Here is a 13,243-nt window from a genome sequence, read left to right as displayed (position 1 = left end):
GCGCTGGAAGCCGGGGACGACGGCGATCCCGGGCGCGGATTCAGGTGAACGGCGTAGGCTTGGCGGGTACGGAGAAGGGGCGCATGGCGAAGAGTTACGACGTGACGTCGGCTGGGGTGAACCCCGCCGAGGATCGCGCGCACCGCATGCGCATGTACTTCATCGCGATGACCCTGCGAGTCGCCTGCGTCGTATCGCTGTTCTGGGTCAGGGACTGGTGGGTGCTGTTGTCTGCAGCTGGGGCGATCTTCCTGCCCTGGTTCGCGGTGCTCGTCGGCAACGCGGTCGCGCACGGAGGCGAGCAGGTGCCGGACGCGCCCGAGCCATTGCAGATCAAGGCATCGGAAGCCGAACCCATCGAAGCGACGGACGTCGCCCACGAGGTCATCGTGGTCGATGTCGACCCGGAGCGACGCGGTTCCCACCCCCGTCCGCAGGCTCCTGGAGCAGAGCTGTGAACGGTGTGGTCACGCCGTCGTTGAATCTTGGCAGCGTTCCGGAGCGTCGCTTCGAATGCTCGCGAGCCGGTTGTCGAGAGGATGCCCCGTGGGCCATCCTCTGGCGCAACCCGAAGATCCACGGCCCCGAGCGCCGCAAGACCTGGCTGGCCTGCGATGAGCATCGCGCGACGCTGTACGATTTTCTCGAGGCCAGAAGCTTCCCGCTCGAGGTGCGCACGGTGGGAGAGCTCGATGACTGAACACGGAACGCTCGACCGCGACATGCCCGCGCCGTCCGCCCAGAACGCTGGGCAGCACCAGCGCGACCGCGTCGGCTGGGGGTTTCTGCGATCCGGCCGCTGGGCGGGGTACGCCGCGATGCTGCTGATCTTCTCGATCGCCTGCGTCCTCCTCGGCAACTGGCAGTTCGAGCGCCGCGCAGAGGCCCGTGCTGAGATCGACCGCATCGACAACAACTACGACGCGCCGCCGGCAGTGCTCGCCGACGAACTGCCGGAGCTGTCGGAGTTCGACGAGGATCGCCAGAAGTGGCGCACGGTGCTGGTCGAGGGCGAGTACACCGGAGACCCGTTCCTCGCACGAAACCGGCCCGGGCCCGGCGGAGTCGGCTCGGACCTGATCCAGGCATTGCGCACCGCAGAAGGATCCACGTTCTTCGTCGATCGCGGATGGGTGCCCGTCGACGGTGCGTCGGCGGAGGACATCGATCCGGAAGCCTTGCCGTCGCCCCCGGAGGGGCCGGTGACGGTAGAGGCGCGATTGCGCGCCTCGGAGCCCGAGATTCCGGGCCGCACGACGTCTGGTCGAGCGGTCGCGAGCATTGAGTTGCCGGAGATCGCCGCGCTGGCGGGAGTCTCAGATTCTGCGTACACGGGCGCCTACGGGATGCTCGTCAGCGAGTCCCCGGATGCTGAGCACGGGGTGCTTCCCGCGAAGCCCGCACGCGACGAGGGGCCGCACCTCTCGTATGCCGTGCAGTGGTACATCTTCATCGCCATCGCGGCGATCGGCGTGACGTACGCAGCCAGGCGAGAGTACCGCACCCTCAATATCGGCAGCGACGAAGTGCTCGAGTACGACCGGAGGACGGCGGAGCGAAAGCGCCGACGTGGACCGAGCGACTCAGACATCGAGGATGCATTGCTCGATGGGTGAGTCACATGTGCGAGGGATGCTGCGTCGGCTGTCCCTGCCGGGCTCGATCGTGCTCCTGGGCGCAGCGCTGGCGATGAGCGGGTGCGCCGCGCCGGTCGATCCGGCGACGACGCGAGAATCGCTCTCCGACGTGACGGAGGATCCGGCACCGCCTGAGGCGGCTGAGCTCTACGACGCGGAACTGCACCCGGAGCCGGTTGTGGATCCCGTCGATTGCGATCCCTATCTGGTGATCACCGCCCGCGGCACGGGTGAGCCGAGCCAGGGCCAGCTGCTCTCACCTGTGGCGCGAACCATTTCACAGGCACGACCCGGCGATGTGGGAGTGCTCGACCTCGACTACCCGGCCGACACGGATGTGAAAGAGGGCGGCACCCTGGGGGTGCGCACTCTCATCGACGTGCTGAACGTGCAAGCCGACGCCTGCCCCGCACAGAGATTCGTGCTGCTCGGCTACTCTCAGGGCGCTCTCGTCGTCGGCGACGGGCTCGCCGAGCCGGAGGCCCGGATGGTGGGAGCCACCGTCGGTACCGTCGCCGAGGAAGCGCTCGATCGTGTGCTCGCGGTCGTCTTCTACGGTGATCCGCGCTTCGTGGGTGCCGAGGAGTACAACGTCGGGAGCTTCGACCCGGAGACCGATGGGCTGCTCCCCCGACCTGAAGGCGCGCTCGACGCCGTCGAAGAACGCGTGCGCGATTACTGCGTGGCGGGAGATTTCATCTGCCAGAGCAGCCTGGACTTCGACGAGGAGCCGCACGTCGAGTACTACTCCAACGGGATGCAGGGCGATGGTGCCGCGTTCGTGATCACGCGACTCGACGACGCCGGTGCCGAGTTCCGCGAGGAGGACGGGGAGCGAACGCCGCCGTCGACGCCCACTCCCCGCCCGCGTTCCTAAGCGAGCTCGATGAGCTCGAGGTACTCCTTCGACCAGTGATCTTCGGTCGCGTCGGGCATGATGAGGACGCGCTCGGGGTTCAGCGCTTCGACGGCTCCCGGATCGTGCGAGACGAGCACGACGGCTCCCGAGAAGTGCGCGAGCGCGTCGAGCACCTCTTCGCGGCTCGCCGGGTCGAGGTTGTTCGTCGGCTCGTCGAGCAGCAGCACATTCGCACTCGACACCACGAGCATGGCGAGGGCGAGGCGGGTCTTCTCTCCGCCTGAGAGCACCCCGGCGGGTTTGTGCACGTCATCCCCGGTGAAGAGGAACGACCCGAGCACACGACGTGCTTCCGTCTCCGTGAGGTGCTGCGACACGGAGACCATGTTCTGCAGCACGCTCGCCTTGACGTCGAGGGTCTCGTGCTCCTGGGCGTAGTAGCCGACCTTGAGCCCGTGACCGGCGATGAGCTCACCGGTATCGGGCTCATCGACGCCCGCGAGCAGGCGCAGCAGTGTGGTCTTGCCCGCACCGTTGAGGCCCAGAATGACGACCTTCGATCCGCGATCGATCGCCAGGTCCACGCCCGCGAAGATCTCCAGAGAACCGTACGACTTCGAGAGCCCTTCGGCCATGAGCGGCGTCTTGCCGCACGGCGACGGATCGGGGAAGCGCAGTTTCGCGACCCGCTCGACTTGACGCTCGTCTTCGAGACCCGCGAGCATCTTGTCGGCGCGCGCGACCATCTGGTGCGCGGCAGCGGCCTTCGACGCCTTCGCCCCGAAGCGCGCGGCCTGATCTTTCAGCACCGAGGCCTTCTTCTCGATGTTGCTGCGCTCCTTGCGGCGACGCTCCTCGTCGGCGGCGCGCTGGCGCAGGTACAGCTTCCAGTTCATGTTGTAGATGTCGATGACCTGACGGTTGCCGTCGAGGTAGAAGACGCGGTTGACGGTCTCGCCCACGAGGTCGATGTCGTGGCTGATGACGATCACGCCGGCCTTCGAGTGCTTCAAGAACTCGCGCAGCCACACGATCGAGTCGGCGTCGAGGTGGTTCGTCGGCTCATCGAGAATCATCGTGTCGGCGTCGGAGAACAGGATGCGGGCGAGTTCGATGCGACGGCGCTGACCGCCCGAGAGCGTTTTCAGCGGCTGATCGAGAATGCGGTCGGGCAGACCGAGGTTGTTCGAGATCGACGCCGCCTCCGACTCGGCGGCGTACCCGCCGAGCGCCTGGAAGCGGTCTGTGAGATTGCCGAACCGCTTCATGGCTTTCTCTGCGACCGCCGGGTCGCTCGAGCCCATGTCCTCGGTCGCTTTCGCGATGTTCTGCTGCAGCGTGCCGAGCCCGCGCGCGTCGAGGATGCGGTGACGCGCGATCTGCTCGGGATCGCCGGTGCGCGGATCCTGCGGAAGGAAACCGAGTTCGCCGGTGACCTTGATCGCGCCTTCCGCGGGAGGCAGCTCCCCCGACAACGTGCGGGTGAGCGTGGTCTTGCCGGCGCCGTTGCGACCGACGAGGCCGATCTTGTCGCCGGGGTTCACGCGGAACGTGACCCCCGACATGAGGCGACGGGCGCCGACGTCGATGGCGAGGTCTTCGACGGAAATCATGGTGTGAGGCTCCTAGATCGTGCCGGCTCAGCGCATCACGGGGAGACGTTCTCGCGCCAGGGCTGAGCGAATGGGCAACCTCACCATCCTAGCTGCTCGAAGCAGATGGCGCTCCCAGAGCCGCGGTGTCCGCCCAGAGCACGGTCTCCGCTGCTCCGAAGACCCGTGCCGCAGGGAGCAGCGGGGCGCTCCGAGCGATGGTCCGACCGACCGCCTCCGCTTTCGCGGTGCCCGCCGCGATGAGCCAGACGTGCTCAGCACGTCGCAGCGCCGGAAGGGTCAAGGTGACGCGCTCCGGCGGTGGTTTCGGCGAATTTCTGATCGGGAGCGCTTCCGGCGCTTCGTCTGAGACGATCTCGAGCTCGTCCCTGCCGGGAAACAGAGATGCGATGTGGCCATCGGGGCCCACACCGTTCAACGCGACATCGATACGGTCGATGCCATGGACGACGGCTGCGTAGGCGCCGGCGGTCTCGTCGAGCGTGAGCCCGGAATCCGGCCCCGCCACCCGGTGCACGAGCGAAGGATCGACGGCGACCGCGTCGAAGAGCGTGCGGTCGGCGAGAAGATCATTGCGATCCTCATGACCCGACGGGACCCACCGCTCGTCGCCCCAGATGAACCGGACCCGGGTCCACTCGACGGTGTCGCGATCCGGATGGGAGCTCAGGGCCTCGAGCACACGCTCGCCGCCGGAGCCACCGGTGAGCACCGCGCACGGCACTCCCCCATCGCCCTGGCGCTGCCGGCAGACCTCGATGAACGCTCCCGCGAGCGCGTGGGCCAGTTCATCGAGGGTCGGGTGCTGCGAGATGCGCATGGACATACGAATTCGCCTGCGCCTAGGCGGAGATCTCGCTGCGGTCGCCCGACCAGAGCGTGTGGAACGATCCCGGGCGGTCGGTGCGGCGGTACGTATGCGCTCCGAAGAAATCGCGCTGCCCCTGCACGAGCGCGGCGGGGAGGCGCTCGGCCCGCAGCCCGTCGTAGTAGGCGAGCGACGAGGAGAACGCCGGTGCCGGAATTCCAGCCCCGGTTGCGTGGACGACGACGCGTCGCCACGCCTCCTGGCTCTTCGCGAGAGCCTCGGCGAAGTACGGTGCGCTCATCAGCAGGGCGAGGTCGGATTCAGCCGCATAGGCATCGGCGATCCGGTTCAGGAACTGCGCCCGAATGATGCAGCCGGCGCGCCAGATGCGTGAAATCGCACCGAGATCGATGGTCCAGCCGTATTCTGCGGCGCCCGCGCGGATCTCATCGAAACCCTGCGAGTACGCGACGATCTTTGAGGCGTAGAGCGCCTGGCGCACGTCCTCGATGAATGCGGCTTCGTCGGCAACTGCGGGCTGCTCGCTTGGGCCCGGAAGCGACGAGGCTGCCGCTCGCTGCTCAGGGTGAGATGACAGCGAGCGCGCGAACGTGGCCTCGGCGATGCCCGACACGGGAACGCCGAGCGCGAGCGCGGTCTGCACCGTCCAGGCGCCCGTGCCTTTCGCACCGGCTTGATCGAGGATCACGTCGACGAGTGGCTTGCCGGTCGCGGCATCGTTCTGACGGAGTACCTCCGCCGTGATCTCGATGAGGTACGACTCGAGTTCACCGTCGTTCCACTCGGCGAAGATGTCGGCGATCTCCGCAGGCGACTTTCCGGTGCCCCGTCGGATGAGGTCGTAGGCCTCGGCGATGAGCTGCATATCGGCGTACTCGATGCCGTTGTGGACCATCTTGACGAAGTGGCCGGCGCCATCGTGGCCCACGTGCGTCACGCACGGTTCGCCCTCTGCGACCGCGGCGATGGAGCGCAGGATCGGGCCGAGCGTCTGCCAGGCTTCGTCGGAACCGCCCGGCATGATGCTCGGACCGTTGAGCGCGCCTTCCTCGCCGCCCGAGATGCCGGCGCCCACGAAGTTGATGCCCGTCGCCCGCACGGCGCGCTCGCGCCGGATGGTGTCAGGGAAGTATGCGTTGCCGCCGTCGACGATGATGTCACCGGGTTCGAAGACGTCGACGAGGGCATCGATCGTCGCATCGGTGGCCGCGCCGGCCTGCACCATGATGATGGCCGTTCGCGGCTTCTGCAGCGACGCCGCGAACTCCTCGTAGGTGAACGCCGGCACGAACTGCGCCTCCGGGTGAGCTGCGACCAACGCCTCGGTGCGCTGCGGGCTGCGGTTGAACACCGCCACGGTGTTCCCCTCCCGGCTGGCCAGGTTGCGCGATAGATTCGCGCCCATCACGGCGAGGCCTACGACCCCGATGTTCGCTGCGGCTTCAGACACGCCAGCTCCTTCATTCATGCGTCAGTGTGGGTGGTGCGCGCAGCGCGGCTGCGCGCGAGTTGTTCGAGTACGCGGCCGTACATGACGTCCTCGCCCAGCCCGCGCAGTTCCTCCGCGAGGCATTCGCTCAACGTGCGGCGAGGCAGAACGATCTGGTGCGTCGGTTGCCCTGGCTGGCTGAGCGCCGCGTGCACGGGCGACAAGCGTTTGAGCACCGCGTCGCCGCTCTGGCGCGTCAGCGTCACCGAGTGCAGCCCCTCCGCGTGGAGAGCGCGATCGAGCAGCGTGCACTTCGTCGGAACCCCGAGCGCAAGCTCGAGCCAAGCCGCGAGCAGCTCCGTCGACGGCGACGCCTCAGAGCCGACGACCTCGACTGCTGTCACCGGCTCGAACGGCGGTTCATCGAGCACCGCGGCGAGGTACTCGCGCCAGCGCGTGAGCCGCGTCCAGGCAAGATCGGTGTCACCGGCGGAGTACCCGGAGATACGCACGTCCCACGCCGAACCGTCGGGAGCTGCGGCGTCCGTGATGCGCCGCTGCCCGATTCGGCCGAGCGGGTCGGCGCCTGGGCGATCCGGTGCCTCTTCCGGCCACCACACCGCGACCGGGGCGTCGGGCAACAGCAAACCGGTGACGAGCGCCTCGACTCCGCTGGCGACCTCACCGGAAGCGCGCAGCACGATCACATCGCTCGCACCCGCGTCCGCGCCCACGCGGATCTCCGCGTCGAGCCGATTCTCCGCCTCGGGGCGGCTGAGCAGGACGATCACTCGCATCGGGTGCTCGCTGGACGCGTGATTCGCGGCCGCGATCGCCGACTCGTCGAGCTCGCCGGAGGCCGAGATGACGAGGGTGAGCACGTGACCGAGCGCCGAGACACCGCTCTCCTGGCGCATCGAGACGAGCCGGCGCGTCACCGCGCTGACCGTCGTGTCGGGCAGACTCTCGATCATGGCCGTCTCCAGGTGCGTCCGTCGCGGGCGAGCATCTCGTCGGCCGACGCCGGGCCCCAGGAGCCCGGAACGTACTGCTCGACGGGCGCGTCGCTCTCCGCCCAGTGTCGTTCGATCGGGTCGAGGATCCGCCAGGAGAGCTCGACCTCTGCCTGACGGGGAAACAGGGGCGCGTCACCCAGGAGCACGTCGAGGATGAGGCGCTCGTACGCCTCCGGGCTGGCCTCGGTGAACGCGTGACCGTAGCCGAAGTCCATCGTCACGTCGCGCACGCGGGTGCCACTGCCGGGAACCTTCGCACCGAAACGAATGGTGATGCCCTCATCGGGCTGGACGCGGATCACGAGCGCGTTCGATCCCTGCTCAGAACGCTGCGCCTGACCGAAGAGGTTTCCAGGCTCCTTGCGGAACACGACGGCGATCTCCGTGACGCGTCGGCCGAGCCGCTTTCCGGTTCGCAGGTAGAAGGGCACCCCCGTCCAGCGGCGCGTGTTGACGTGCAGCTTCATCGCCGCGAAGGTCTCCGTGCGCGACTGCGGATCCATGCCGTCCTCATCCAGGAAGCCATTCACGAGCTCGCCGCCCTGCCACCCGGGCGCGTACTGCCCGCGAGCCGTCGATCGCTCGAGATCTTCCGGCAGCGACACCGCCTCGAGCACCTTCTCCTTCTCCGCACGCAGATGCTGAGCTCCCAGGCTGATCGGCTGCTCCATCGCGGTGAGTGCGAGGAGTTGCAGGAGATGATTCTGGATCACGTCGCGCGCTGCGCCGACGCCGTCGTAATAGCCGGCGCGGCCGCCGACGCCGATGTCTTCGGCCATCGTGATCTGCACGTGGTCGACGTAGTTCCGGTTCCAGATCGGCTCGTACATCGCATTCGCGAAGCGAAGTGCGAGGATGTTCTGCACCGTCTCCTTGCCGAGGTAGTGGTCGATGCGGAAGATCGAATCAGCGGGAAACGCGGATTCAAGCACATCGTTCAGCTCCCGAGCGGAGGCGAGGTCATGGCCGAACGGCTTCTCGATGACGACGCGCCGCCATCGCTGATCGTCTCCCGTGCGATCCACGAGCCCCGAGCTCGAGAGGTGCTTCGCCACCTCCGGGAACGCGGTCGGCGGAATCGAGAGGTAGAACGCGTGATTGCCCATCGTGCCGCGCTCTCGGTCGAGCGTCTCGACCGTGTCGCGGAGACGGTCGTACGCCTCGGGGTCGTCGAACTGCCCCTGCACGAAGCGAATACCCTCCGCGAGCTGCTCCCACGTCTCTTCGCGGAACGGCGTCCGCGCATACTTGCGCACAGCATCGTGCACGATCTCCGCGAAATCTCGATCCTTCCAGTCGCGGCGAGCGAACCCCACAAGTGCGAACCCGGGCGGCAGAAGACCTCGGTTCGCGAGGTCGTACACCGCGGGCATCAACTTCTTGCGCGACAGGTCACCCGTCACCCCGAAGATCACGAGCGAGCTGGGCCCCGCGATACGACTGAGCCTGGGATCATCCGCAGAGCGGAGCGGGTTGGAAGGAAGCTTCATCCCATCCTTTCTCACAGATCAGGAATTCAAGACGCCCCGAGCTGCCTGCGGCAGGGCACTCGGGTGTGAGAGAGCCCACCGGGCTCTCTCAGATCGCAAACCCGAGCTGCCTCCGGCAGGGCACTCGGGTGTGAGAGAGCCCACCGGGCTCTCTCAGATCGCAAACCCGAGCTGCCTCCGGCAGGGCACTCGGGTGTGAGAGAGCCCACCGGGCTCTCTCAGATCGCAAACCCGAGTGCCCGCATCATGTCGCGGCCATCGTCCGTGATGCGCTCCGGCGTCCACGGCGGCATCCACACCCAGTTGATGCGGAACGCCGTCACGAGACCGTCGAGTGCCTCCGCGATGTCGTTCTCGATCACGTCCGTGAGCGGGCAACCGGCGCTCGTCAGCGTCATGCTGATCACGAGCGCGTCGTGCTCCTCGTCGAAGGCGAGATCGTAGATCAGCCCGAGATCGACGATGTTCACGCCGAGCTCGGGGTCCGAGACATTCTTCAGCGCCTCGTACGCCTGTTCGCGGAACTCCGGATCGATCGACTGGGGTACCGTCGTGGTTTCCTCGCTCATAGCGACCAGCCTACGCCTTATGCGCTCTCGAGGAAGCGGTCGTAGCCCTCTTCCTCGAGTCGGTTCGCGAGCTCGGGCCCGCCCTCTTCGGCGACGCGGCCGTTGACGAAGACGTGCACGAAGTCGGGCTGGATGTACCGGAGGATGCGCGTGTAGTGCGTGATCAGCAGGACGCCGAGCCCGGTGTTCTGCTTCGCGCGGTTCACTCCCTCGGAGACGACCTTCAGCGCGTCGACGTCGAGGCCGGAATCGGTCTCGTCGAGCACCGCGAACTTCGGCTTCAGCAGTTCGAGCTGCAGAATCTCGTTGCGCTTCTTCTCGCCGCCCGAGAAGCCCTCGTTGACGTTGCGCGCCGCGAAGGACTCGTCCATGCGCAGATTGCCCATGGCCTCCTTCACGTCCTTCATCCAGGTGCGGATCGCCGGCGCCTCGCCGTCGATCGCGGTCTTTGCGGTGCGGAGGAAGTTCGCGTTGGTCACGCCCGGAATCTCGACGGGGTACTGCATCGCGAGGAACATGCCGGCCTGCGCACGCTCGTCCACGCCCATCTCGAGCACCTCTTCGCCGTCGAGCAGGATCGACCCGCCCGTGACCTCGTAGCGCGGGTGGCCGGCGATCGCGTAGGCGAGCGTCGACTTGCCCGAACCATTCGGTCCCATGATGGCGTGGGTCTCACCCTGCTTGATGGTGAGGTCGACACCCTTGAGGATCGGCTTGGCGCCCTGCTCGGTCTCGACGCTGACGTGCAGGTCTTTGATTTCAAGAACGGAGCTCATGTGTTAAATCTCTTTCGTAACGTTGGGGTCGATGTATACGTCGCCGTCCTCGATCTCGACGACGAAGACGGGAACCGGTTCGTAGGCCGGGAAATTCTCGGGCACTCCGGTCACCAGCGAGAACGCCGAACCGTGCGCCCAGCACTCGAGGGTGTCGCCGTCCACGAAGCCTTCGGCAAGGCTGACCTGACCGTGGCTGCACGTATCGCCGATCGCGTGCACGGCGCCGGTCCCGTCGAGCACGACCGCGATCGGCACATCGTCGACGACGACGCGGATCGCTTGGTCCTGCACGAGGTCGCTGACTGCGAGCACCTTCTGCCGCGGCATCAGCGGACGGAGTCCGCGAGCTCGGATTCGACGGCGGCGTGGAGGCGTTCCTCCGTCGCAGCGTCGCCGATCCGGGCGATGACCTCGAACAGGAAGCCGCGCACCACGAGCTTGCGCGCCTCCTCCGCGGAGATGCCTCGGCTCTGCAGGTAGAAGATGTGCTCGTCGTCGAAGCGTCCGGTCGCGCTGGCGTGACCGGCTCCCTCGATGTCGCCGGTCTCGATCTCGAGATTCGGGATCGAATCCGCCCGCGTGCCCTCGGTCAGCACCAGGTTTCGGTTCTGCTCATAGCTGTCGGTGCCGTTGGCGTTGTTGCGGATCAGCACGTCGCCGATCCAGACGGTGTGAGCGCCCTCGCCCTGCAGCGCGCCCTTGTAGGTGACGCGGCTGCGCGTGTGGGGAGCGTCGTGGTCCATGTACACCTGGTGCTCCAAGTGCTGACCGGCGTCGGCGAAGTACGCGCCGAGCGCTTCCCCGTTGGCGCCCTCGTGATCGAGATGGATCGAGGGGTTCAAGCGGACGATCTTCCCGCCGAGTGACACGACGATGTGCGTCACCGACGCGTCACGACCGACCGTCGCGTAGTGGCTCGCGAGGTGAATGGCCTCGTCGTTCCACTGCTGCACGCTCACGACCGTCAGCTTCGCGCCGTCGCCGACGACGATTTCGACATTCTCGGAGAGATGAGCGGCGCCCGTGTTCTCGAGGATGACGAGGCCCTGGGAGTGCGGGGCCGCTTCGATGACGGTGTGGCCGGCGCGCGGCGTCGTGTCGAGTGCGTCACGCGTGACCACAGCGGTCACCAGCTCTTCCGACGACACCGTCACGACGTGCGCCTCACCGAACGCCGACCAGGCCGCAGCAGCGCCGCGCTCCTCGGGCGTTCCGGCGCGTCCGATGCGCGCGTCCGATCGCGCGACCCACTCCGACGTCACGCCGGCGACCGCCGAAACGGACACGGGTACCCGCGATCCATCGAGCTGGCCGTTGAGCACCGCGTCGAGTTTCGCGACGGGCGTGTACTTCCAGACCGCTTCGCGGCCCGTCACCTCGGCGAAGTCGGCGACATCGGTCGATACTGGCCGCTCCGACCGAGTCTGGACGGGCACGCGGTTCGCCCAGTCCCCGTCGGAGTGCGCGGTCAGGCCGTGCTGAGCAGTTTCCTTCGGTGCAACAGCTTGCGTCATTATCCGACGGATCCTTCCATGCCCATCTCGATGAGCTTGTTCAGTTCGAGCGCGTACTCCATGGGCAACTCGCGAGCGATCGGCTCGATGAAGCCGCGGACGATCATCGCCATGCCCTCTTCCTCGGCGAGCCCGCGGCTCATGAGGTAGAACAGCTGCTCCTCGCTGACGCGGGAGACCGTGGCTTCGTGTCCGAGCTCCGCGTCATCCGTGCGGATGTCGATCGCCGGGTAGGTGTCGCTGCGCGAGATCGTGTCGACGAGCAGCGCGTCGCAGACCACCGAGTTGGCGGAGTGCCGGGCGTTGGCCTCGATGCGCACCTCACCGCGGTAGCCGGTGCGTCCGCCGCCCCGAGCGATGGACTTCGCGAGGATCGAGGACTTCGTGTTCGGCGCGAGGTGGATCATCTTCGCACCGGTGTCCTGGTGCTGGCCCGGTCCCGCGAAGGCGACCGACAGCGTTTCGCCCTTGGCGTGCTCACCCGTGAGGTAGATCGACGGGTACTTCATGGTGACCTTCGAGCCGATGTTGCCATCGACCCACTCCATGGTCGCGCCTTCTTCGGCGATCGCGCGCTTGGTGACCAGGTTGTACACGTTGGTCGACCAGTTCTGGATCGTGGTGTAGCGCACTCGCGCGTTCTTCTTCACGATGATCTCGACGACGGCGGAGTGCAGCGAGTCCGACTTGTAGATCGGCGCCGTGCAACCCTCGATGTAGTGCACGTAGCTGCCCTCGTCGGCGATGATGAGCGTGCGCTCGAACTGGCCCATGTTCTCCGTGTTGATGCGGAAGTAGGCCTGGAGCGGGATCTCGACGTGGACGCCCTTGGGGACGTACACGAAGGAGCCGCCCGACCAGACGGCCGTGTTCAGCGCCGCGAACTTGTTGTCGCCGGAGGGAATGACGGTGCCGAAGTACTCTTCGAAGATCTCGGGGTGCTCGCGGAGCGCCGTGTCGGTGTCGAGGAAGAGCACGCCCTGCTCCTCCAGGTCCTCGCGGATCTGGTGGTAGACGACCTCCGACTCGTACTGAGCCGCCACGCCGGCGACGAGGCGCTGGCGCTCTGCCTCGGGGATGCCGAGACGCTCGTAGGTCTCCTTGATCTCCTCGGGCAGCTCCTCCCACGTGGTGGCCTGCTTCTCCGTGGAGCGCACGAAGTACTTGATGTTGTCGAAGTCGATATCGGAGAGGTCGGCGCCCCACGCTGGCATCGGCTTCCGACCGAAGATCTGCAGCGCTTTCAGGCGACGCTGGAGCATCCATTCCGGCTCGTTCTTCAGTGCCGAAATCTCGCGCACGACCTGCTCGCTGAGTCCGCGCTTTGCAATCGCGCCGGCTTCGTCGCTGTCGTGCCAGCCGAATTCGTACTGGCCCAAGCCTTCGAGCTCGGGTCGGTCGATCAGTACCTCTGGCATGATCCCTCCCTCATTCTTCGTCTCGCCCGGGAAACCCTGGCCGAGCCGGAGGGATCCGGTCGGCGGAGTGCGCGCGTTCCGTGGATGGAT

General features: G+C 66.8%; 14 protein-coding genes. 4 read left to right on the top strand and 10 right to left on the bottom strand.

Annotation, left to right across the window (positions count from 1 at the left end; translation table 11 throughout):
• Positions 1 to 83: 83 nt before the first annotated feature.
• From ABFX18_RS07800 to ABFX18_RS07785, 4 genes are read left to right on the top strand one after another with little or no spacing between them, the layout of a single operon-like run.
• Complete coding sequence (locus ABFX18_RS07800) at positions 84 to 458, top strand: DUF3099 domain-containing protein (protein WP_346057926.1); 375 nt, start codon at positions 84 to 86, stop codon at positions 456 to 458.
• Entirely contained in the window at positions 455 to 700 is a 246-nt protein-coding gene (locus tag ABFX18_RS07795; protein ID WP_346057925.1) for a hypothetical protein, read from the top strand. Before ABFX18_RS07800 ends, ABFX18_RS07795 begins: the two co-directional genes overlap by 4 nt.
• On the top strand, positions 693 to 1,616 hold the full coding sequence (locus ABFX18_RS07790; RefSeq protein WP_346057924.1) for an SURF1 family cytochrome oxidase biogenesis protein: 924 nt from the start codon (positions 693 to 695) through the stop codon (positions 1,614 to 1,616). The genes ABFX18_RS07795 and ABFX18_RS07790 overlap by 8 nt, the downstream gene beginning before the upstream one ends.
• Positions 1,609 to 2,514, top strand: a complete 906-nt coding sequence (locus tag ABFX18_RS07785) for a cutinase family protein (protein WP_346057923.1) — start codon at positions 1,609 to 1,611, stop codon at positions 2,512 to 2,514. Before ABFX18_RS07790 ends, ABFX18_RS07785 begins: the two co-directional genes overlap by 8 nt.
• Here ABFX18_RS07785 and ABFX18_RS07780 read toward each other — a convergent pair.
• The 10 genes from ABFX18_RS07780 to sufB form a co-directional block, all read right to left on the bottom strand.
• Positions 2,511 to 4,109 (bottom strand): ABC-F family ATP-binding cassette domain-containing protein, encoded by a 1,599-nt coding sequence (locus tag ABFX18_RS07780; RefSeq protein WP_090148997.1) that lies wholly within the window; start codon positions 4,107 to 4,109, stop codon positions 2,511 to 2,513. The two genes, ABFX18_RS07785 and ABFX18_RS07780, sit on opposite strands and share 4 nt — an antisense overlap.
• Positions 4,110 to 4,197: 88 nt before the next feature.
• Entirely contained in the window at positions 4,198 to 4,935 is a 738-nt protein-coding gene (gene pgl, locus ABFX18_RS07775) for a 6-phosphogluconolactonase (RefSeq protein WP_346057922.1), read from the bottom strand.
• A 16-nt stretch (positions 4,936 to 4,951) separates the two neighbouring features.
• The gene (gene gndA / locus ABFX18_RS07770; RefSeq protein WP_336662052.1) at positions 4,952 to 6,406 is read right to left on the bottom strand and encodes an NADP-dependent phosphogluconate dehydrogenase; all 1,455 of its coding nucleotides are present in this window, start codon (positions 6,404 to 6,406) and stop codon (positions 4,952 to 4,954) included.
• Entirely contained in the window at positions 6,403 to 7,341 is a 939-nt protein-coding gene (locus ABFX18_RS07765; protein WP_090148993.1) for a glucose-6-phosphate dehydrogenase assembly protein OpcA, read from the bottom strand. Before ABFX18_RS07765 ends, gndA begins: the two co-directional genes overlap by 4 nt.
• Entirely contained in the window at positions 7,338 to 8,873 is a 1,536-nt protein-coding gene (zwf, locus tag ABFX18_RS07760) for a glucose-6-phosphate dehydrogenase (protein ID WP_346057921.1), read from the bottom strand. The genes ABFX18_RS07765 and zwf overlap by 4 nt, the downstream gene beginning before the upstream one ends.
• A gap of 218 nt (positions 8,874 to 9,091) precedes the next feature.
• A complete protein-coding gene (locus ABFX18_RS07755) occupies positions 9,092 to 9,442 on the bottom strand; it encodes a metal-sulfur cluster assembly factor (RefSeq protein ID WP_211648429.1) in 351 nt (116 codons plus the stop codon).
• Between the two features lie 17 nt (positions 9,443 to 9,459).
• Positions 9,460 to 10,218, bottom strand: a complete 759-nt coding sequence (gene sufC / locus ABFX18_RS07750; protein WP_090148986.1) for a Fe-S cluster assembly ATPase SufC — start codon at positions 10,216 to 10,218, stop codon at positions 9,460 to 9,462.
• A gap of 3 nt (positions 10,219 to 10,221) precedes the next feature.
• Positions 10,222 to 10,548 (bottom strand): non-heme iron oxygenase ferredoxin subunit, encoded by a 327-nt coding sequence (locus tag ABFX18_RS07745; RefSeq protein WP_346057920.1) that lies wholly within the window; start codon positions 10,546 to 10,548, stop codon positions 10,222 to 10,224.
• Entirely contained in the window at positions 10,548 to 11,735 is a 1,188-nt protein-coding gene (sufD, locus tag ABFX18_RS07740; RefSeq protein ID WP_346057919.1) for a Fe-S cluster assembly protein SufD, read from the bottom strand. The genes ABFX18_RS07745 and sufD overlap by 1 nt, the downstream gene beginning before the upstream one ends.
• Positions 11,735 to 13,153, bottom strand: coding sequence for a Fe-S cluster assembly protein SufB (gene sufB, locus ABFX18_RS07735; protein WP_090149813.1), 1,419 nt, complete (start codon positions 13,151 to 13,153; stop codon positions 11,735 to 11,737). The genes sufD and sufB overlap by 1 nt, the downstream gene beginning before the upstream one ends.
• Between the last annotated feature and the right edge of the window lie 90 nt (positions 13,154 to 13,243).

Origin of the sequence: Leucobacter alluvii, assembly GCF_039530485.1 — a bacterium.
Lineage (GTDB): Bacteria > Actinomycetota > Actinomycetes > Actinomycetales > Microbacteriaceae > Leucobacter > Leucobacter alluvii.
This window is presented reverse-complemented; position numbering and strand designations above follow the sequence as displayed.